Here is a 19,685-nt window from a genome sequence, read left to right as displayed (position 1 = left end):
GGGATGAGCGTGATCCGGGTCGAAGACGCCGATGGCGTCGTTCATGATCTCGAGCCCGTGGAGGGCTGGCGATTGATGGAGATCTTGCGGGACTATGGCATGGGCATGGAGGGCTGCTGCGGCGGCTCCGTGACATGCGCCGCCTGTCATATCATTCTGGACCCGCAATGGGCGGACAAGGTGCCGCCGCCGCGCGAGGACGAGCTCGACAAGCTCGACGAGCTGCCGTTTCTGCACGACACGTCGCGGCTGTCCTGCCAGATCATCTGGTCCGACGAGCTCGACGGGCTGAAGCTCACTCTGGTCAAGGAGGCCTGATGGCCGCGCTCCGCCATCCGCAAATCGTCATCGCCAGCGATCTCGCGCAGGGCGATGTGGTCGTTCTCGGCGCCGCCGGCTGGGAGCGCGACCATCTGCGCGCGAAAATTGCTTACGACGGGGAGGCGGCCGCCGCTCTGAAGGCCGCGGCCGATGCGGAGGTCGCCGCCAATCGCGTCGTCGACGCCTATCTCGTCGATGTGGCGATCGCGGCCGACGGCGCGCCGACGCCGCTGCATTTTCGCGAGCAGTTCCGGTTCGCCGGGCCGAGCGTCAGGCCGGATCTCGGCAAGCAGGCGGAGCGCAGAGAGGGAGACGGCAGATGACCGCGCATGATCCGACGCTGCCGCCGCGCCCCAATTCCGCGCCGATCGGCTACGCCTATGATGAGTATGATCGCGCCTTCGTGCGCGAGCGCGTCGCGGAGTTTCGCGGCCAGGTCGAGCGCCGCCTCGCCGGGGCTCTGACGGAGGACGAGTTCCGTCCGTTCCGCCTGATGAACGGGCTCTATCTGCAGCTGCACGCCTATATGCTGCGCGTCGCCATCCCCTATGGCACGCTGACCTCGCGGCAGATGCGCCAGCTCGCCCATATCGCCGACACATGGGACAAGGGCTACGGCCATTTCACCACGCGGCAAAATCTGCAGTTCAATTGGCCGAGGCTCGTCGACGTGCCCGATATTCTCGAGGCGCTGGCCGATGTCGACATGCACGCCATTCAGACCTCGGGCAATTGCATCCGCAATGTCACCGCCGATCATTTCGCCGGGGTCGCCGCCGACGAGATCGAGGACCCGCGTCCGACGGCGGAGTTTCTGCGGCAATGGTCGAGCGCGCATGCCGAGTTCAGCTTCCTGCCGCGCAAGTTCAAGATCGCCGTCACCGGCGCCGAGCACGACCGCGCGGCGGTGAAGGTCCATGACATCGGCTTGCGTGTCGTGAAGAATGCGGCGGGCGACATCGGCTATGAGGTGATCGTCGGCGGCGGCCTCGGGCGCACGCCTTTCATCGGCAAGCTGTTGCGCGAGTTTCTGCCGCGCGCCGAGCTGCTCGCTTATCTCGAGGCGATCCTGCGCGTCTACAACCGCTTCGGCCGGCGCGACAACAAATACAAGGCGCGTATCAAGATATTGGTGCATGAGACCGGGCTCGACGAGCTTCGCGCGCAGGTCGAGGCGGAATTCGCGGCGATGGACCGAGCGCCCTTCGCATATGACAGCGAGGAGTTCGCCCGCGTCGCCGCCTTCTTCGGGACCGCGCCCTATGATGAGCTGCCCGAGCGCTCCGAGGCGTTCGAGAAGGCAAAGGCGGATGACGCCGCCTTCGCCGCTTTCGCCGCGGTCAATGTCGCGCCGCATCGGGCGAGCGGCTATGCGATCGTCACTGTCTCCTTGAAGCCGATCGGCGGCATTCCGGGAGACGCCACCGCCGCGCAGATGCGCGCGCTGGCCGACGCCGCGGACGCCTATGGCTTCGGAGAATTGCGCGTCAGCCATGAGCAGAACATCATTCTTCCGCATGTGAGGAAGGACGATCTCCACGCTCTCTGGCGCGATCTCGACGCGGTGGGCCTCGCGACCGCCAACGCCGGCCTCATCAGCGACATCATCTCCTGCCCGGGCCTCGATTATTGCGCGCTGGCGACGGCGCGCTCCATTCCGATCGCGCAGGCGATCTCGAAGCGCTTCGCCGATCTCGAGCGCCAGCGCCGCATCGGCCAGCTGGGCGTCAAGATTTCCGGCTGCATCAACGCCTGCGGCCATCATCATGTCGGCGCGATCGGAATTCTCGGCCTCGAGAAGAAGGGCGTCGAATCCTATCAGGTCACGCTCGGCGGCGATCCGACGCTCGATGCGTCGATCGGCGAATTGATCGGCCCCGGCGTCTCCGCCGAGGAAGTCCCCGACGTGATCGAAAATCTCGTCGAATTCTATCTCGCCGAGCGCTGCGAAGGCGAGCGTTTCATCGACACGGTGCGGCGCCTCGGGCATAAGCGTTTCAAGGAATCGGCGCGCCGGGAGGGCGAGGATGGCTCTGGTATCTGACGGCGCTTTCGTTGCGGACGAGTGGCGTCGTCTCGCCGATGAGGAATCGCTGCCCGCGTCGGGCAAGGTGATCGTCTCGCAGCAGCGCGTTGCAGCCGCGCTCGACGACGCGCGGCTCGCCGCTGTCGGCGTCTATGTCGCCAACACCACGGAGCCGGCGACGCTGGCGCCTTTTTTCGCGCGGCTGGCGCTGATCGACATCGCCTTTCCCGCCTTCACCGACGGGCGCGGATTCTCGCTGGCGCGCCTGCTGCGCCGCGCGGGATTTGCCGGCGAGCTGCGCGCCAGCGGCCGGCTGACGCCGGACCAATATCTGCACGCGATCGGCAGCGGCTTCGTTTCGATCGAGATTCCCGACGAGCTGGCGCAGCGCCATGGCGAAGCCAATTGGGCGAAGGCGCTGCGCGCGCGCAGCCTCTCCTATCAGCGCGGCCATGCGGGCGGCGCGTCCATCCTCGAGCGACGTCGAAAGGGCGTATCATGAAGCCGTCGATCGTGGATATTCTCGCGCCGCGGCTCGCCGCTCTCGATCTCGATCATCGGCTGAAGCTCGCCCGCGAGGTCATTCCGGGGCGCATCGTCTTCACGACGAGCTTCGGCATAGAGGATCAGCTCGTCACCCATTCGATTTTCACGCAGGGGCTCGAGATCGATGTCGTGACCATCGACACGGGACGCCTGTTCGAAGAGACGGTCGCGCTCTGGGAGCGTACGGAAGCGCGTTATGCGCGCCATATCCGGCCTGTCTATCCGCAGCCCGAGCCGCTCGCCGATTTCGTCGCCGAGCACGGGATCAACGCTTTCTATCGCTCGGTCGAGAATCGCAAGGCCTGCTGTGACATCCGCAAGGTCGAGCCGCTCGCCCGCCTGCTCGCCGGCGCCTCGGGCTGGGTCACCGGGCTGCGCGCCGATCAATCGCAGGCGCGCGAAGGCGTGCGCCTCGCCGAGCTCGACTCGGCCCGCAGGCTCGTGAAGCTCAATCCGCTCGCCGACTACACGCGCGAGGCGATCGCCGAAAAAATCGAGGAATTCAGCGTCCCCGTGAACGATCTGCATGCGAAGGGCTTTCTCTCTATCGGCTGCGCGCCCTGCACGCGCGCCATCGAGCCCGGCGAGAGCGAGCGCGCCGGCCGCTGGTGGTGGGAAGACGATCAGAAGAAGGAGTGCGGCCTGCATGTCGGGCCGGACGGACGCCTCGTGCGCGGCGCGGCGCCGGAGGCCGAGCAATGAGTGTCGCGGCGAAGACGCTCGGCCATCTCGACAAGCTCGAGGCGGAGAGCATCCACATCATGCGCGAGGTCGTCGCCGAATGCGAGCGGCCGGTGATGCTCTATTCGATCGGCAAGGATTCGGCGGTGATGCTGCACATCGCCATGAAGGCCTTCTATCCGTCGAAGCCGCCGTTTCCGCTGCTGCATGTCGACACGACCTGGAAGTTCCGCGAGATGATCGCGTTTCGCGATCGTCGCGCGGTCGAGACCGGAATGGAGCTGCTCGTCTATTCGAACCCGCAAGGGCGCGAGATGAACATCGATCCGACGGTGCACGGATCGCAGCTGCATACGCAGATCATGAAGACCGACGCGCTGAAGCAGGCGCTCGACAAATGGAAATTCGACGCGGCCTTCGGCGGCGCGCGCCGCGACGAAGAAAAATCCCGCGCCAAGGAGCGCGTGCTCTCCTTCCGCAATGCCCAGCATCGCTGGGACCCCAAGGCGCAGCGACCGGAGTTCTGGCGGCTCTACAACGCCCGCAAGGGTCCGGGCGAGAGCCTGCGCGTGTTTCCTCTCTCCAATTGGACCGAGGCCGATGTGTGGGACTATATCGCGCGCGAGGGCATAGATGTGGTGCCGCTCTATTTCGCCAAGGAGCGTCCCGTCATCGATCGCGACGGCATGCTGATCATGGTCGACGACGAGCGGCTGAAGCTGCGCGACGGCGAGATGATTCAGCAGAAAATGGTGCGTTTCCGCACGCTCGGCTGCTATCCGCTGACGGGCGCCATAGAGAGCGCGGCGGCGTCGCTCGACGAGATCATCGCCGAAATGCGCGCGAGCCGCTCCTCCGAGCGACAGGGGCGCGTCATCGATCACGACGGCTCCTCTTCGATGGAGCAGAAGAAGCAGGAGGGGTATTTTTGATGCACGGCGGCCTCGCTTCGTCCACGCCGCCGCGATCGGCCGGCGGGCCTTCGCCCGCGGAAAAACCTCTGCTGCGCTTCATCACCTGCGGCTCGGTCGACGACGGCAAGTCGACCTTGATCGGCCGCCTGCTCTATGACGCCGATCTCGCGCCCGACGATCTGATCGCGGCGCTCGAGCGCGATTCCAAGAAGCACGGCACGCAGGGCGACGATCTCGATTTCGCGCTGCTCGTCGACGGCCTCGCCGCCGAGCGCGAGCAGGGCATCACCATCGACGTCGCCTATCGCTATTTCGCGACGGGCAAGCGCAAGTTCATCGTCGCGGATACGCCCGGCCATGAGCAATATACACGCAATATGGCGACCGGCGCCTCGACCGCCGAGCTCGCCGTGCTGCTGGTCGACGCGCGCAAGGGCCTGCTCGATCAGACGCGCCGCCACAGCATGATCGTGTCGATGCTCGGCGTGCGCCATGTCGTCGTCGCGGTCAATAAGATGGACCTCGTCGATTATTCGCAAGAGGTCTTCGCGGCGATCGAGCGCGACTTCCGCGCCTTCGCCGCGCCGTTGCGCTTCCTCTCCATCGCGCTCATTCCGCTCGTCGCGAAGGACGGCGACAATCTCGTGCACGCCAGCGAGAAGATGGGCTGGTATGCGGGTCCGCCGCTGCTGTCCTATCTCGAGAACGTCGCTCTGGACGATAATGCGCGCGTGTTGCCCCTCCGCTTCCCCGTGCAATGGGTGAACCGTCCATCGCACGACTTCCGCGGCTTCTCCGGCTTCATCGCCGGCGGCAATGTGAAGCCCGGTGACATCGTCCGCATTCTGCCGGCGGGGCGCGACACGCGAATTTCGCGCATCGTCACCTCTGACGGCGATCTGGCTCACGCGGTCGCCGGCCAATCGGTCACGCTGACGTTGACGGAGGAGATCGACGTGTCGCGCGGCGACATGCTGGTCTCGCCCGTTTCTCCTGCCGAGGTCGGCGATCGTCTTTCGGCCAAGCTCTTGTGGCTGGTGCGCGAGCCGCTCGCCGTCGACAAGAGCTATCTCCTGAAGCTCGGCACGAAGACGACGCCCGCTTCGGTGAGGAAGGTCTCCTCGCATATACGCGTCGAGAGCGGGCTCGCCGAGCCGCTGAGCGATGCGAGCGCGACGCTCGCCTTCAACGAGATCGGCGAGGCGGAGCTTTGGCTCGACACCGCCGTCGTCTGCGACCCTTATGCGGACAATCGCGAGACGGGCGGGTTCATCCTGATCGATCGCGTGACCAATGAGACGGTCGCGGTCGGCATGGTGCAGCAATCGACCTGGACCGAGCGCAGCCCGCGCAATGGCGTCGAGGCGAGCTATGCCTCGATGGAGGGCGTGCCGACGCCGCCGCGCGAGGCGGGGCCGACGCCGCTGCGCAGCCTCGTCAAGGCTCTGTCGTGGCGCGTGCCCGGCAGCCTCGTCACCTTCGGCGCCGCCTTCGTCTTCACCGATGATTTGCGCGTCTCCGCCGCGATCACCGGAACCGAGATCGCCTGCAAGATCGCGCTCTATTATCTGCATGAGCGTCTGTGGTCACGCTTTCGCATCGGCATGAAGCCGACCGACGACGCGGGGCTGTAACGCCAGAAGGCTCGCATGACGCGCCCGCGTCATCATTGCCTCGCTCGCAATGACGGCGTCTTCTGAAGTGGCGTGCGATTTCTGGCGCAATAAATGCTTGTTCGAACAGGAGAGCGCGACGCGCCGGCCTGAGGATCGAAAGCCGACACGGCTGTCTAGACCGCTCCGGCGTCACAATGCCTTTGAAGAATAGCCTTCGCGCGCGGCTCGAGCCGCTTTTCCCTCCTCGCATATCGATCAGCGTCGGGCTGAGGCGACGTTCGTTCTCTGTCGGGAAGCGTTCGAGCCGGAACGCGCGCCTATGAAGATCGGCCGTCATAGTCTCGAATGTTTCGGGAACGGACGGACAACCGAAAGCCTGAGATGACCACCATAGAGTCCACCGCCTTCGGCCGCCTGGAGGCGGAAGGCCGCCTGCTGAAGCCCGCCCACAAGGGGACGACGCATCACGCCGGACGCTTCGGCTTCCGCGGCGAGATCGCCATCACGCTCGACCCGCTTCTCACCCTCGCGGCGGTCTTCGCGGCGGCGCAGGATGGAGAGCCGGCATTGTCCTTCCTCGCCGGATCGCTCGCGAGCTTCAAGCAGCTTCCTTCGCTCGTCGAGACGCTCGGCGCGAGTCTCGAGCCGAAGGGGAAATATTTCGTCTATGTCGGCGATCTCGACCGCGCCTCGCGCTATCAGATCAGCTTCGGCGGCGTGCCCTTCTATGTCCTGCCGATCGACGACACCTCGGTCTACAACGAGCTCATCGAGCTCTTCTATCTCGATAAGACCAAGATGAAGAAATATGACACGGCCGAGAAGCTCGACACGATCGTCGACGGAGGTCTGAAATATGACACGAGCTATGAAGCCATCAGCTATGAGGACGGGCTGAAGCGGCTCTGATCGTCCATTTGCAGAGATCCGGGCCGTCGTTGCGAGGAGCAAAGCGACGAAGCAATCTTTAGAGTCGCCCCACGGCTCTTCGCTATGCTCGCAATGACGGCCGAGGCTGCGTATACGATACGAGCTCGAGCCTTGGACCGCGAGCCTCAGGCTCGCTTTCGTTGCTTCGCGCGCGCCCGTCAATGCGCCTCGTCCCAATTCTGCGCCGCGCGCGCCTCCACTTGCAGCGGAACGGAGAGCGTCGCCGCCGTCAGACGATAGAAGCTCTGCCTTCACGGCATGTCCCTCAGGCTCGCGATGAGCTGAACGGGATCGAACTTCAATATCTTCGCAAGCTCCAGAAACTCCACCACATCGACGCGCCGCTGGCCGCTTTCCAGCCGGGCGACGAAGGACTGGTATTCTCCGAGCCGCGTCGCGACCTGCGCCTGCGTCAGACCCAGTTCGTTCCTGCGTTTGACGAGAAAATCGATCAGCGCCTTCTGGCGCGCCGATCCGACCGCTTTTGCCAATTGCGCCCCCGCGCTGAACCGGGATGGGTCGGCGAAAATCGAAGCTGATTTGCGCGCTGAACGCTCGAGGCCGCGTTCAATGCGCCTCGTCCCAATTCTGCGCCGCGCGCGCCTCCACTTGCAGCGGCACGGAGAGCGTCGCCGCGGGATGTGGCGCCTCCTCCATCACGCGCTTCACCACGGCGATCGTCGCCTCGGTCTCGGCGAGCGGCGCCTCGAACACCAATTCGTCATGCACCTGCATCAGCATGCGCGCAGAGCAGCCGGCCGCGGCGAGCGCTGCATCCATGCGCGCCATGGCGCGGCGGATGATGTCGGCGGCGGCGCCTTGGATCGGCGCGTTGATCGCCGCGCGCTCGAAGAAGGCGCGCTCGGAAGCGTTCGACGAGGCGATGCCCGGAAAATGGCATTTGCGGCCGAAGATGGTGGTGACGACTCCCGTCTCGCGCACCAGCTTCTTTGTCTGATCCATATAGCCGCGAATGCCGGGGAAGCGCTCGAAATAGCGCTTGATATAGGCGCTCGCCTCCTCGCGAGGAATGCCGAGCTGATTGGCGAGGCCGAAGGCGGAAATGCCGTAGATGATGCCGAAATTGATCGCCTTGGCGCGGCGGCGCACATCGGACGGCATGCCCTGAACCGGCACGCCGAACATCTCGCTCGCCGTCATCGCATGAATGTCGATCCCGTCGGCGAAGGCCTGCCGCAATTGCGGAATATCGGCGATATGCGCGAGCAGGCGCAATTCGATCTGCGAATAATCGGCGGAGATCAGCGCATGACCCGGCTCGGCGACGAAGGCCTTGCGAATTTTGCGGCCGGCTTCGTTGCGCACGGGAATGTTCTGCAGATTGGGCTCGGATGACGAGAGGCGCCCGGTCGTCGTCGCCGCGAGCGAGTAGGAGGTGTGGACGCGATTGGTGGCCTTGTTCACGAAGCCGGGCAGCGCATCCGTGTAAGTGGATTTGAGCTTGGAGAGCTGGCGCCAATCGAGAATGCGCGCGGCGAATGTGTTGCCGGTTTCGGCGAGATCCTCGAGCACGCTCGCCGACGTCGACCAGGCGCCGGTCGCGGTCTTCTTCGCGCCGGGCAGGCCCATCCTGCCGAACAGAATATCGCCCAATTGCTTGGGCGAGCCGAGATTGAAGCTCTCGCCGGCGAGGTCGTAGATCTCCGCCTCGAGCCGCGCCATGTCCTGCGCGAATTCTCCCGAGAGACGCGAGAGAATGTCGCGATCGATGGCGACGCCGCGCCGCTCCATTGCGGAGAGCACGCCGACCATCGGCCGCTCCAGCGTCTCATAGACGCTCGCCATATGCTCGGCGGAAAGGCGCGGCTTCAGCACGCGCCACAGGCGCAGCGCGACATCGGCGTCCTCCGCCGCATATTCCGTGGCCTTGTCGAGCGGCACGCGCGCGAAGCCGATGAATGTGCGGCCGGAGCCGGCGACAGCCGAGAAGGGGATGCATTCATGGCCGAGATGCTTCTTGGCGAGCTCGTCGAGGCCGTGATTATTGCGCCCGGAGTCGAGCGCATAAGAGATCAGCATCGTGTCCTCGATCGGCGCGACATGAACGCCGCAGCCGCCGAGCACGAGCAGATCATATTTCATGTTGTGCGCGATCTTCAGCACGCTGCGCGCTTCGAGCAGCGGCTTCAATCGCGCGAGCGCCTCGGCGAAAGGAATTTGCACGGGCGGCGGCTCGGCGTCGCCGAGGAGATCGGGCGCCGCCGCCGCGACATGCTGCAGCGGTATGTAGCAGGCGCGGCCGGGCGCAGTGGCGAGAGAGACGCCGACGAGATTGCAGGACATGGGATCGAGCGAGGTGGTCTCCGTGTCCATCGCCACGACGCCGGCGGCGAAGCCCTCCGCGATCCAGGCGTCGAGCCGCTCCAGAGTCGTCACCGTCTCGTAGAGCGTGCGATCGATCCTGGTCGCGACGCCCTCTTCGCGTCGCGCTTCCGCGAGGGCGGCGGGCGTGAAGGCGCCCGCATCCGCCGGCTTCGGCAGCGCGGCCGCGGGCTCGGGCGGCGCGGGCAGGGCGGGGGCCTCGGCGACCTCGCCATTGCGCGCGCGCCAGCCGGCGGGGCCGACGAAAGCCGGGTCCGGCTCGATCTCATTCGCCTCGACGCCATAAGTCTCCGCCGCGCGTCGCGTGAGCTGCGTGAACTCCATCGCCTGCAGAAAGGAAACGAGCGTCTTGCCGTCCGGCTGATGCAGTCCGAGATCGTCGAGCGGAATCTCCAGCGGCGCGTCGTCGACGAGCTTGACCAGCTTTTGCGAGGTGCGGATCAGCGCGACGCTCACCGGATCGGTCAGGACCTCGCGGCGCTTGGGCTGCTTGATCTCGCCGGCGCGGGCGAGCAGCGTGTCGAGATCGCCATATTCATTGATGAGCTGCGCGGCGGTCTTGACGCCGATGCCTTTCGCGCCCGGCACATTGTCGGTGGAATCCCCGGCGAGCGACTGCACGTCGACGACCTTGTCCGGCGGCACGCCGAAATAGTCGATGACTTCGGCGTAGCCGATGCGCCGCTCCTCGCGCGTTCCCGACGCCGGATCATACATCGACACTTTGTCGTCGATGAGCTGCATCAGATCCTTGTCGGCGGAGACGATCAGCACATCGGCGCCGCGCGCGCGCGCCTCTCTCGCATAGGTCGCGATGAGATCGTCGGCCTCATAGACATCCTGCTCGATGGGCAGGAGGCCGAAGGCGCGCACGGCGGCGCGCATCAAAGGAAACTGCGGGACGAGATCGGCCGGCGGCTCCTGGCGATGCGCCTTGTAGTCGGGATAGATCTCCTTGCGGAAGGAGTTCTCCGACTTGTCGAAAATGATGGCGAGATGCGTCGGCATGACGCCGGCCGCGCCTTCGCGGATGAATTGGAACAGCTTGGCGCAGAACAGCCGCACCGCGCCGGTCGGCAGCCGGTCGGCGCGATAGTTATATTTGGCGTCCTGGCGGATCGATTGGAAATAGGCGCGAAAGACGAAGGACGAGCCGTCGACGAGAAAAATGTGGCTGCCGGGGCCGATCGGCTGGTGAGTGAGGGACATGCGGAGCTTTCGGGATGGGCCGGGGAGGGCGGACCCTATCACCGCCGCGCGGCGCCGAGAAGGCTCGCTCCCGTGCTCGTCGGAAGGAGCGGCGCGGCGAAGCGATCAGAGTCGTGGTGCGGGACTGCTGGTTTTTGCGGGGATGCTCCGCTAGGCTCCTCATGCGAGGAGAGCGGCTCATGCGACAGACGGGCGCCGAGGAGAGTTTCGAGGAGCGGGCGCGGCTCGACGCCCGCATCGCTTTCGCCGTGGCCACCTTCGCCTCGGCCTATGGGCTCGTCGCTCTGCTCGACCGCGTCGGCGCGCCGGAACGTCTCGTCGCGCTGCTCTCGCCTTATTTCACCGTCGTCGCGCTGGCGGGACTGGGCTTCCTCCTGCATTCGATGCGCGTCTCATTTTATTACGCCGCCTCGCGCGCCGCCCCGGCGTCCTATGCCGGGCTGGCGACCACGGCGATCATGATGGGCCTCGCGGCGCCCTTCGCCGCGCGTCTTTCCGGACACTCCTCGCCCGGCGCCGTTCTCGCCGGCTTTCTGCTCGGCCTGACGGCGATTGCGGCGTCGGTCGGTCCGCTGCTGCGCAAGACGGGGGCCTTCTCGCTGACGGAGCTGCTCGCCGCGCGCTTCGCCAGCGTCGAGCCGCGGCTCGGTATGATCGCGGTCGCCGCGGTGTCGTCGGCCATTGTTGCGCTCGCCGGCTATCAGACGGCGGTCGACGCGCTGGTCGGCTTCACCGGCTCCGGGCGGCCTTTCGCGGCCTTTCTCATCGGCGCCGCCATTTTGCTGATCGCCGGACCCGGCGGGGTCGGGGGCGTGGTGTGGAGCGCCTGCGCGGCCGCCGGCGTGATGCTCGCCGGCTTCGCGCTGCCGCAGGCGGCGCTGGTCGCGCAGGATGTCGCGGTCGCTCTGCCGATCCTCGGCGACGAGGCGCTCTGGCGCGAGGCGACCGCGCTGATCGAGAAATGGGGGCTCGCCGGAGCGGGCTCGGCCGCCGATTATGCGACCGCGCTCGGGATCGCGCTCGGCGTCGCCACCCTGGCGCCGGCGCTCACGCCCTCCGTGGCCACACGCGACGTCCCGGCGGCGCGGCGGGCGGGCTTCGCCGCTCTGGTTTGGACGCTCGTCGCCGCCGCCCTGGTGGCCGCGACGATCGCCGCGTCTGCGCTGGCCCTGTCGCGCGCCGCCATCGGCCGGACGCCCGAACGTCTGCCGGATGCGATCTATCAGGCGAGCGGGCGCGGCCTCTTGCAGATTTGCGGCGCGCGTGCGGATCGGCCCGCCTCCGCGCGCGCGGCCTGTCTCGCCCGCGATCTCGCGCCCGGCGCGCCGCTGCGCCCGCAGGACCTCTCCGTTCGCGCCGAATATCTGATCGGCGGGCTCCCGCAGCTCGCCAGGCTCGGGGCCGCTTTCACCGGCCTCATCGCCTCGGGGCTGATCGCCGTCGGGCTGGTGCTCGCCGCGGCGAGCCTGCACGCCTGCGCCGCCGCCGTCGGCCATGACGCGCTCTACCGGCTGCGCTCCGAATCGGCGCTGACCAGCCGGCGCCTCGCCATCACCAGGGTCGCGCTGGTGGGCGTCACCGCGCTCGGCTCGGCGACCAGCGCCGCCAACGCCATCGACGCGCGCACGCTCGTCGGCCTCGCGCTCGCGGTCTCGGCCGCCGGCCTCGTTCCGATTCTCGGCCTCGTCTTCGTCACGCGGGCGCAGGAGAAGGATGCGATGGCGGCGCAATTGATCGGCGTCGCGACGATGGCGGGGATCTTGTTCGTCGACCCCGGTCCGACGGCCGTCGGCGCGCTGGCCTGGGCGGGCTTCGCCGGCGCGCTCTCGGGCTTCCTCGCCGGCGTCCTCTCCGCGCGCCTGTGGTCGCAAGAGACGCCGGAGAGCGTCGCCTTCGTCAGGCGCCTGCTGCGCGGCGACGGCAAGGTGCTGCGCGAGGACAAGGGGGCGTGAACGGCGCGCCGAATCGAAGCGATGGCCCGGCGCGCGTCCATGGCGTCGGCATTCACCGATCTCGGGCGGATCGTCATTATTGCTTGTCCCGCGCCATAAAGCGCGAGGTGAGGACGCGCGCGTCACGCTCGTCGCGAACGCTGGCGCAGCGATCAAGAAGGACCAAGCCGCGACGGAGAATAGCCTGAAAGCGCGCATGGGACGCTCGGGAATGGAAACGTCGGCCCGAGGTCGGGCCGACGCGATGTTTCCGCAGCGCTGTCGGCGCCTCGATTATTCCTTCGAAGCCGCAACCGCATTCACCGACGAGGGGCTGGTCGGGCTCGCGCAATTGGGGTTTCCGGCGGGATAGCGGCCGTAATAGAATTTGAAATTCGCGCCCGGGCCTTTGCCATCGAATCTCGAGATCTGCAGAACATGCCATCCTATTCCCGTGGCCACCGTGGTGACCACCTTGAGCAAGGGCCTGCGATCCGATGATCCGTTACGATCGTCATTCCTCCAGACCGTACCGCTCGGGGAGACCAGCACCGCTTCGAGATCCGTGTCCTGGCTATACACGTCGATGCGAAGGCATTCGCTGGGGCTGGCATAGACCTGCGCGACCCACGGGTCCGCCTGGGTGAATTCATCGAACTGATAGGTCCCGCCGAGCGAGAGAGCTCCGCCATTGTTCGCCGTTGACCTGCTGAAGGGCGCGGTCAAGAGAGAGCCTGCGGTCGCGCTCATCGGCGCCACCACCCCGAGCATCATGCCGATCATAAAGAGTATGGCGAGGCGATGAATTGTCAGGCGCACTTTCGCGCTCCGTGACTCGTGAATTTGCATTGTCGACATCATCAATTCTCCGAACAAAGGCGCTGCTCGTCAGAGCGACGACGCACGCGCCTATTGGTTAACGCGGCGACTATGCCGCGAGCGCAGCGGGGATCGCGTCCTCCATTCGGGGGAGAAGCGCTCAGATGAGCGGCAAATGCTTCTGCTCGCGGAGAGGCGTCGAGACGGCTCCGATCAGAGGCTGCCGGATTCGAGCTCCATGATCAGCCGCACGAGCTCGGCCTGGCGACGCGCGCCGGTCTTGTCGAAAATGCGCTTCAAATGCTTACGCGCAGTCGAATGCCCAGTGCCCAGCTCCTCGGCCACGAATTGCAGGCCATAGCCGTGCAGCATGCGAATCGCGACTTCGGCTTCCGCCGCCGTCAGCCCGTAGAGATCGCGCAGGTCTGCGTGCGACAGCCGGATCTCGCGCTCGCCTGGGCGGGCTTCCTCGCCGGCGTCCTCTCCGCGCGCCTGTGGTCGCAAGAGACGCCGGAGAGCGTCGCCTTCGTCAGGCGCCTGCTGCGCGGCGACGGCAAGGTGCTGCGCGAGGACAAGGGCGCGTGACGGCGCTCATTGGACTGTCTGCACGCGCGATCCGCTGGACGACGAGTGAAACGCGTCCCCGGGATAGCTCGCTCGAAGCGTATGCGAGCCGACGCCGAGAGATCTCGTGTAGAGCCGCGCCCGCGCCCGGACCAGAGCTGCGAACGACGAGACCGTCGCCGGAACGGAGCGGTCCGTCGTCGTTCCGTCGCCGAGCTGTCCGCCGCCGTTCCAACCCCAGCATCTGGCGGCGCCGGAGATGGCCGTCGCGCAGCTGTGAAAGCCGCCCGCCGCGATTGCCGCGACACCCTTCGAAAGGCCGGAAACGAGGACGGGCGTCGGGCGGTCTGTCGTCGTCCCGTCGCCGATCTCGCCATTGGCGTTCGATCCCCAGCATCGGACGGCGCCGTTGGCCGTCAGGGCGCAGCTGTGACCGAAAGGCCCCGCCGTGATCGCGACCACCGTGCTCGGCAGGCCGGATACGGCGACCGGAACGAGACGGTCCATCGTCGTGCCGTCGCCGAGCCGGCCATTGGCGTTCGATCCCCAGCATTTGACCGCCCCGGCGTCGGTCCGCGCGCAAGTGTGGTCGATGGCGGCCGCGACCTCGACGACGCCGTTCGAAAGGCTCGAAACGGAGACCGGCGCGAGGCGGCTGGTCGTGGTGCCGTCGCCGAGCGCGCCAAAGTCGTTGTAGCCCCAGCATTTGACGCTGTTGGTCGCGGTCCGCGCGCAGGTATGAAAGCCGCCGGCCGCCACCGCGACGACGCCGGTCGTGAGGCCCGATACGGGGACGGGAGTGAGACGGTTCGTGTCGGTTCCGTCGCCGAGCTCGCCGTAGAAATTATAGCCCCAGCATTTGAGGGCGCCGCCGGCGGTCAGCGCGCAGCTGTGATTGCCGCCCGCGGAGATCGCGACGACGCCGCTCGACAGACCCGAGACGCCGACGGGGGTGAGGCGGTTGGTCGTGGTTCCGTCGCCGACCTGTCCGGAATCGTTGAGGCCCCAGCATTTGACCGCGCCGCCGGCGGTCAGCGCGCAGGTCTGACCGCCGCCAGCCGAAACTGCGACGACGCCGCTCGAAAGGCCCGACACGGCGACTGGAGTAGGGCGGCTCGTGCTGGTCCCGTCGCCGAGCTGCCCGACATCATTCGAACCCCAACATTGGACGCCGCCGGCGCTGGTCAGCGCGCAGCTATGGTCGACGCCGAGCGCAATCACGCCCCTCCCCGCCGGGAAAGGAGAGAGCCGGGCGGAGCCGAGTGCGCGCGCGCCGTCGGTGAAGTTCACGACGCCCGCCGGCGCGCCGGCGCCGAGGCCGTCGACCTCGGCCTGCAAAGCGACGCGCTGGCCGGATGTCGACGGATTGGGCCAGGCGAGGAGGCGCGTGCGGGTCGGGCTCTCGGCGAGAGAAGGCGTCGCGAGCGCCAGAGACAGGGTGGCGACGACGCAAAATCTGACTGGTTCCATGATCGATGCCTTCCGATTTCGTGCAATTGGCGCGTCCGCTCTGGTCGAGCGACCGAAGCTGGCGGCTTGTTTGGATTTGGCGATGTCCGACGGTCGCGAACTCTTGCGCGGCGGTCCGCCGGATGCGCCTCATTGCGCGGTTGCTGGAGGCTGCGTGCGAGGATGGCGATCCGGGTCGTCCTCGGATCGTTGTCGAGCTTCGTCCAATCGGCGCCGTTCTGCTTCCTGAGCGCTCTGTTCTCGAGAAGCCGATGTGGCCGGTTGCCGGGCGACGCGATGGCTCCAGCCGATTCGGGTGGATGTCCAGCTCGTTCCGTCATTGTGCGTCTGAAAGAGCAGCGAACTCGCGCGAGCTGAAACCGAACACACGCTCATCGACGTGATTGCGGCGAGAGCCAAGGTCAGCACTATAAATGAATCGGAGCAACGCTTCGCGCGCGCCCCCTGGCGAAATGGCGTTTTCGACATGTCAGCGTCTCTCCAAAGAGCAGCTCCGCTCGCCGCCGCGGGCGATCTTGTCTGCGGAGCGCGCGGACTATGCTTCGACGGCGCTGAGGTTCGCATCCGCCGTTCGGGGGAGGATCGTCGCGTCGAACCGTCATGAGTTCGGGCGGCGCGAATGCGGGCGCACGGCGATTTGCGAGGCGCTGCGCCAGAGACTAGTGGCGTGATTCAGCCGATTTGACAGGGTGAAAAAGCGAGCCTGAAGGCTTGCGGTCCAAGCGCGGCCCATGGACCGCGAGCCTTAGAGGCTCGCTCTCGAAGCCCATTAAATTCGATGAAGCAGACCACCAGCGTCCTTCACAGGCCGCCGGCTTCGAACTCCATCAGCAGCCGCACGAGCTCGGCTTGGCGGCGCGCGCCGGTCTTGTCGAAGACCCGCTTCAAATGCGTGCGCGCCGTCGAAAGTCCGATGCGCATGTCGTCGGCGACGAATTGCAGGCCGCGGCCTTCGAGCGCGCGGATCGCGACTTCGGCCTCCGACTCCGTCAGGCCATAGAGATCGCGCAGATCGCCGCGCGACAGCCGGACTTCGCGCTCGCTGTCGATGATGATCGCCACCGCCGTGGCGGGGAGGGCGAGACTCACGGCGCGAGCGGCTCCGAGCGGCAGGATCTGCACCAGATAGGGCCGCCGGCCCGACGGGCGCGAGACGGCGACGCGGCCGCCGCAGCGAGGTTCGTCAGTGTCGGACCTGCAGGCGCGGCCGATCAGCCGCAGCAGGGCGGCGTTCGCCGAGCCGACGGAGGCGCGCAGGCCGCGGCGGTCGAGACCGAGCCCGTCGCCGGCCGCGGCGATCTCCCGCGCCGCGTGGTTGGCGTAGAGGATTTTGCCGTCGCGCGAAATCATGACGCAGCCGCGCCGCCAATGCTCGACGAGATCGAGCGCGCCGTCCCGAATCTCGGGCAGCCCCGATCCCGATCGTGTCCGCGTCGCCAGTTGCAGATGTGGCGCGAGCAGGGTCATGAGGCGCAGCACCTGCGGACTTGCGAAAGGCTCCGAGCGCCAGCGTCCGGCGACGCCGAAGATGCAGCTGCGGCCGGGATGATCGGAAATATCGATGAAGGCCCCATCGTCCACCGCGTTGGGGCGCGCCCAGTCACTGAAGAATTCGCCGCGAAGCTGCTCCTTTGTGAGGATGTCGCGAGCGCTGACGATCTTGCCCCGCACGGCTCTGCCGAGCACGGAAGCGACGGGATCGAGCCGCCCGTAATAGTCGTCGTAGAGACGTTTCTGCTCGGGATCGAGATTGACCGAGACGAATTGCGAGCGCTCGCGCGGATCATAGACGAGGAGCGCCCCCATCGTGCCGCCGCACGCGGCGGCGACGCCGTCGAGCGATCGCTCCCATAGCGACGGATCGATCGCCGCTTCGTAGATATCCGCAACGAGCGCCGAAAATCGATCGAGTGAAACCATCGTCCGCCCCGAATTCGACAACGAATTCTTGCCGCGAATATGGTTTTCCAGACCGGCGTTCCTTTGTCTAGAGAGTTTCAACGCGCTTAGACTGTTGCAAAAGTGCTTTCGTCTTACCCCCAGAGCGCTGGCTCCGGCGGGCTGACCACCGAGCCGTCGTAGCGCAGCCCCGGCTCACGGTCCTTCGCCAGCAGCAGCGGCCCGTCGAGGTCGACGAAGTCGGCCTGCTGCGCGAGAATCAGAGCCGGCGCCATGGCCAGCGAGCTGCCGACCATGCAGCCGGCCATGATGGCAAAGCCCATCCGGCGCGCCTCGGCGGCGAGGGCCAGCGCTTCGGTGAGGCCGCCGGTCTTGTCGAGCTTGATGTTCACCGCGTCATAGCGGCCGACGAGCGCCGCGAGGCCGGCGCGGTCGTGCAGGCTCTCGTCGGCGCAGACCGGGACGCGGCGGGCGATGCGCGCCAGCGCCGCATCGGCGCCCGCCGGCAGCGGCTGCTCGACGAGCTGCACCCCGGCGCGGGCGCAGGCCTCGAGGTTCTTCTCGAGATCGGCCTCGGGCCAGGCCTCATTGGCGTCGACGATCAGCCGGGCGCGGGGCGCGCCGTCGCGCACCGCGGCGATGCGCTCGATGTCGCCCGCGCCGGCGAGCTTGACCTTCAGAAGGGGCCGCTCGGCCGCCCTCGCCGCCGCCTCGCGCATCTCGGCCGGCGCGCCGACCGAAATCGTATAGGCCGTCACCAGCGGCCGCATCGTCTCGAGCCCGGCGCGACCGAAGGCGCGGACGCCCGAACGCTTCGCCTCGAGGTCCCACAACGCGCAATCGGCCGCGTTGCGGGCGGCGCCGGCCGGCAGCAGCCGCGCCAGCTCGGCGCGGCCGGCGCCCGCCTCGAGCGCCCTGCGCGCGCCTTCCAGCGCGGCGACGACGCTCTCCACGCTTTCGCCATAGCGGGCGTAGGGCACGCATTCGCCGCGACCGATCGCTTCACCCTCGCGCAGAGCGACGGTCACCGCCACGGCTTCCGTCTTCGCCCCGCGCGAGATCACGAAGCGTCCGGCGATCGGAAAGCGCTCGACGGCGATCGTCATCTCCACGGCCATTTTGATTTTCCCGTTGAAACAAGCGTCGCTGCGCCGCAATGGCGACGCTCGCGCTCGACTTCGCCTGCGCTGGAAGTTAAGACGCGGGGGGACGGGCAGAAAGGGGGAGCGGACGTGTTTCGCTCTCGGGAAGGCTAAAAACCTTTATGAACGCCAGGCTCGAGCTCATGGCTCACGTCTCGTCGCGACGGACCGGCGAGGCGGTCTCGTTCTCGCTCGAAGGCGACTGGGCGCTCGCCTGCGCTGCGGAAATGGAGCGGGCGGCGGCGACGATTGCGTCAGAGGGGCGCGGAGCGGCGCGGGCCGCGCTCGATCTCTCCCGGATTTCCAGTCTCGACACGGCCGGGGCCTGGGTGATCGGCCGCACGCTCGCCGAGCTCGCTGGCGCGGGCGTCGAGGCGAAGGTCGAGGGCGCGCGGCCCGAGCACGAAATATTGCTGCGCGAGGCGCATTTTCGCCGTTTCGAGACGCAGAGCCCGGCGCGCGGCGGCCTGCTCGTCGACATTCTCGCGGATCTCGGCCGTTCGGTGGTCTCGGTGGGCCGCGACGCCTTCTCCGGGGCGGTGTTTCTCGGCGAGTTCGTGTCGGTGACGGGCAAGGCCGTGGCGGTGGCGCGGCGCTTTCGCCTCACGTCTTTCGTCCATCATATGGAGAATTTCGGCCTGCGCAGCGTGCCGATCATCGCGCTGATCAATCTTCTCGTCGGCGCCATCGTCGCGCAGCAGGGCATCTTCCAGCTGCGACGATTCGGCGCCTCGTCCTATGCGGTCGATCTCATCGGCGTTCTGGTGCTGCGCGAGCTCGGCGTGCTCTTGAGCTCGATCATGATCGCCGGCCGCTCGGGCTCCGCCATCACCGCCGAGCTCGGCTCGATGAAGATGCGCGAGGAGATCGACGCGCTGCGCGTCATGGGCCTCTCGCCGATGGAGACGCTGGTCACGCCGCGCATCCTGGCGCTGGTCGCGGCGATGCCGCTGCTCACCTTCGTCGCCGACATGTCGGCGCTGTTCGGCGGCCTGCTCGTCTGCTGGGGTTACGAGGGCATCAGCCCGGTCGCCTATCTCGAATGGCTGCAGGCCGCAATCGGCCGCAATACGTTCATGGTCGGCATCATCAAGGCGCCGTTCATGGCCTTCATCATCGGCCTCGTCAGCGCGATGGAGGGCATGTCGACGAAGGGCTCGGCCGAATCGCTCGGGCGGCACGTCACCGCTGCAGTGGTGAAAGCGATCTTCATGGTCATCGTCGTCGACGGCCTGTTCGCCATCTTTTTCGCCGCGATCAAATATTAGAAGCGC

At 66.9% G+C, this 19,685-nt stretch carries 18 protein-coding genes; 11 read left to right on the top strand and 7 right to left on the bottom strand.

All coding sequences use genetic code 11. The features are described from left to right. Window positions 1-3: 3 nt before the first annotated feature. The 8 genes from K3F48_RS03655 (at window position 4) to K3F48_RS03620 (ending at window position 7,013) form a co-directional block, all read left to right on the top strand. Window positions 4-318, top strand: coding sequence for a 2Fe-2S iron-sulfur cluster-binding protein (locus K3F48_RS03655; protein ID WP_222574038.1), 315 nt, complete (start codon window positions 4-6; stop codon window positions 316-318). After that, window positions 318-644: a DUF2849 domain-containing protein gene (locus K3F48_RS03650; RefSeq protein ID WP_222574037.1), complete on the top strand. Its 327-nt coding sequence runs from the start codon at window positions 318-320 to the stop codon at window positions 642-644. Before K3F48_RS03655 ends, K3F48_RS03650 begins: the two co-directional genes overlap by 1 nt. Continuing rightward, on the top strand, window positions 641-2,365 hold the full coding sequence (locus tag K3F48_RS03645; protein ID WP_222574036.1) for a nitrite/sulfite reductase: 1,725 nt from the start codon (window positions 641-643) through the stop codon (window positions 2,363-2,365). Before K3F48_RS03650 ends, K3F48_RS03645 begins: the two co-directional genes overlap by 4 nt. Beyond that, window positions 2,349-2,849, top strand: coding sequence for a DUF934 domain-containing protein (locus K3F48_RS03640; protein WP_222574035.1), 501 nt, complete (start codon window positions 2,349-2,351; stop codon window positions 2,847-2,849). The genes K3F48_RS03645 and K3F48_RS03640 overlap by 17 nt, the downstream gene beginning before the upstream one ends. After that, on the top strand, window positions 2,846-3,595 hold the full coding sequence (locus K3F48_RS03635; protein ID WP_222574034.1) for a phosphoadenylyl-sulfate reductase: 750 nt from the start codon (window positions 2,846-2,848) through the stop codon (window positions 3,593-3,595). Before K3F48_RS03640 ends, K3F48_RS03635 begins: the two co-directional genes overlap by 4 nt. Continuing rightward, the gene (cysD, locus tag K3F48_RS03630; protein ID WP_222574033.1) at window positions 3,592-4,506 is read left to right on the top strand and encodes a sulfate adenylyltransferase subunit CysD; all 915 of its coding nucleotides are present in this window, start codon (window positions 3,592-3,594) and stop codon (window positions 4,504-4,506) included. Before K3F48_RS03635 ends, cysD begins: the two co-directional genes overlap by 4 nt. Continuing rightward, a complete protein-coding gene (gene cysN, locus K3F48_RS03625; RefSeq protein ID WP_222574106.1) occupies window positions 4,506-6,122 on the top strand; it encodes a sulfate adenylyltransferase subunit CysN in 1,617 nt (538 codons plus the stop codon). The genes cysD and cysN overlap by 1 nt, the downstream gene beginning before the upstream one ends. Window positions 6,123-6,485: 363 nt before the next feature. Continuing rightward, window positions 6,486-7,013, top strand: a complete 528-nt coding sequence (locus tag K3F48_RS03620) for a hypothetical protein (protein ID WP_222574032.1) — start codon at window positions 6,486-6,488, stop codon at window positions 7,011-7,013. Between the two features lie 272 nt (window positions 7,014-7,285). Here K3F48_RS03620 and K3F48_RS03615 read toward each other — a convergent pair whose 3' ends face one another. Both K3F48_RS03615 and polA read right to left on the bottom strand, forming a co-directional pair. Continuing rightward, window positions 7,286-7,525, bottom strand: a complete 240-nt coding sequence (locus K3F48_RS03615) for a helix-turn-helix domain-containing protein (RefSeq protein WP_222574031.1) — start codon at window positions 7,523-7,525, stop codon at window positions 7,286-7,288. A gap of 76 nt (window positions 7,526-7,601) precedes the next feature. Further along, complete coding sequence (gene polA / locus K3F48_RS03610; RefSeq protein ID WP_222574030.1) at window positions 7,602-10,586, bottom strand: DNA polymerase I; 2,985 nt, start codon at window positions 10,584-10,586, stop codon at window positions 7,602-7,604. A 179-nt stretch (window positions 10,587-10,765) separates the two neighbouring features. Here polA and K3F48_RS03605 point away from each other — a divergent pair, with 179 nt between their 5' ends. Next, the gene (locus K3F48_RS03605; RefSeq protein WP_222574029.1) at window positions 10,766-12,538 is read left to right on the top strand and encodes a symporter-like protein; all 1,773 of its coding nucleotides are present in this window, start codon (window positions 10,766-10,768) and stop codon (window positions 12,536-12,538) included. A gap of 273 nt (window positions 12,539-12,811) precedes the next feature. Here K3F48_RS03605 and K3F48_RS03600 read toward each other — a convergent pair whose 3' ends face one another. After that, window positions 12,812-13,336 (bottom strand): hypothetical protein, encoded by a 525-nt coding sequence (locus K3F48_RS03600; protein WP_222574028.1) that lies wholly within the window; start codon window positions 13,334-13,336, stop codon window positions 12,812-12,814. Window positions 13,337-13,549: 213 nt separating this feature from the next. Then, entirely contained in the window at window positions 13,550-13,708 is a 159-nt protein-coding gene (locus tag K3F48_RS03595) for a hypothetical protein (RefSeq protein WP_255608132.1), read from the bottom strand. On the opposite strand from K3F48_RS03595, the gene K3F48_RS03590 reads away from it, so the two are divergent. Further along, on the top strand, window positions 13,700-13,921 hold the full coding sequence (locus tag K3F48_RS03590) for a hypothetical protein (protein ID WP_222574113.1): 222 nt from the start codon (window positions 13,700-13,702) through the stop codon (window positions 13,919-13,921). The genes K3F48_RS03595 and K3F48_RS03590 overlap by 9 nt on opposite strands. A 6-nt stretch (window positions 13,922-13,927) precedes the next feature. On the opposite strand, the gene K3F48_RS03585 is transcribed toward K3F48_RS03590, so the two are convergent. From K3F48_RS03585 to dgcA, 3 genes are all read right to left on the bottom strand, one after another. Further along, window positions 13,928-15,370, bottom strand: coding sequence for a chromosome condensation regulator RCC1 (locus K3F48_RS03585; RefSeq protein ID WP_222574027.1), 1,443 nt, complete (start codon window positions 15,368-15,370; stop codon window positions 13,928-13,930). A gap of 801 nt (window positions 15,371-16,171) precedes the next feature. Then, window positions 16,172-17,290 (bottom strand): hypothetical protein, encoded by a 1,119-nt coding sequence (locus K3F48_RS03580; protein WP_222574026.1) that lies wholly within the window; start codon window positions 17,288-17,290, stop codon window positions 16,172-16,174. A 113-nt stretch (window positions 17,291-17,403) separates the two neighbouring features. Continuing rightward, a complete protein-coding gene (gene dgcA / locus K3F48_RS03575; protein WP_222574025.1) occupies window positions 17,404-18,387 on the bottom strand; it encodes an N-acetyl-D-Glu racemase DgcA in 984 nt (327 codons plus the stop codon). Window positions 18,388-18,554: 167 nt separating this feature from the next. Here dgcA and K3F48_RS03570 point away from each other — a divergent pair, with 167 nt between their 5' ends. After that, window positions 18,555-19,679 (top strand): ABC transporter permease, encoded by a 1,125-nt coding sequence (locus K3F48_RS03570; protein WP_255608127.1) that lies wholly within the window; start codon window positions 18,555-18,557, stop codon window positions 19,677-19,679. Window positions 19,680-19,685 lie beyond the last annotated feature (6 nt).

The organism is Methylosinus sp. Sm6 (assembly GCF_019802345.1).
Classification (GTDB): domain Bacteria; phylum Pseudomonadota; class Alphaproteobacteria; order Rhizobiales; family Beijerinckiaceae; genus Methylosinus.
The sequence above is the reverse complement of the archived record's forward strand: the minus strand, read 5'-3'. Positions and strand labels throughout refer to the sequence as shown.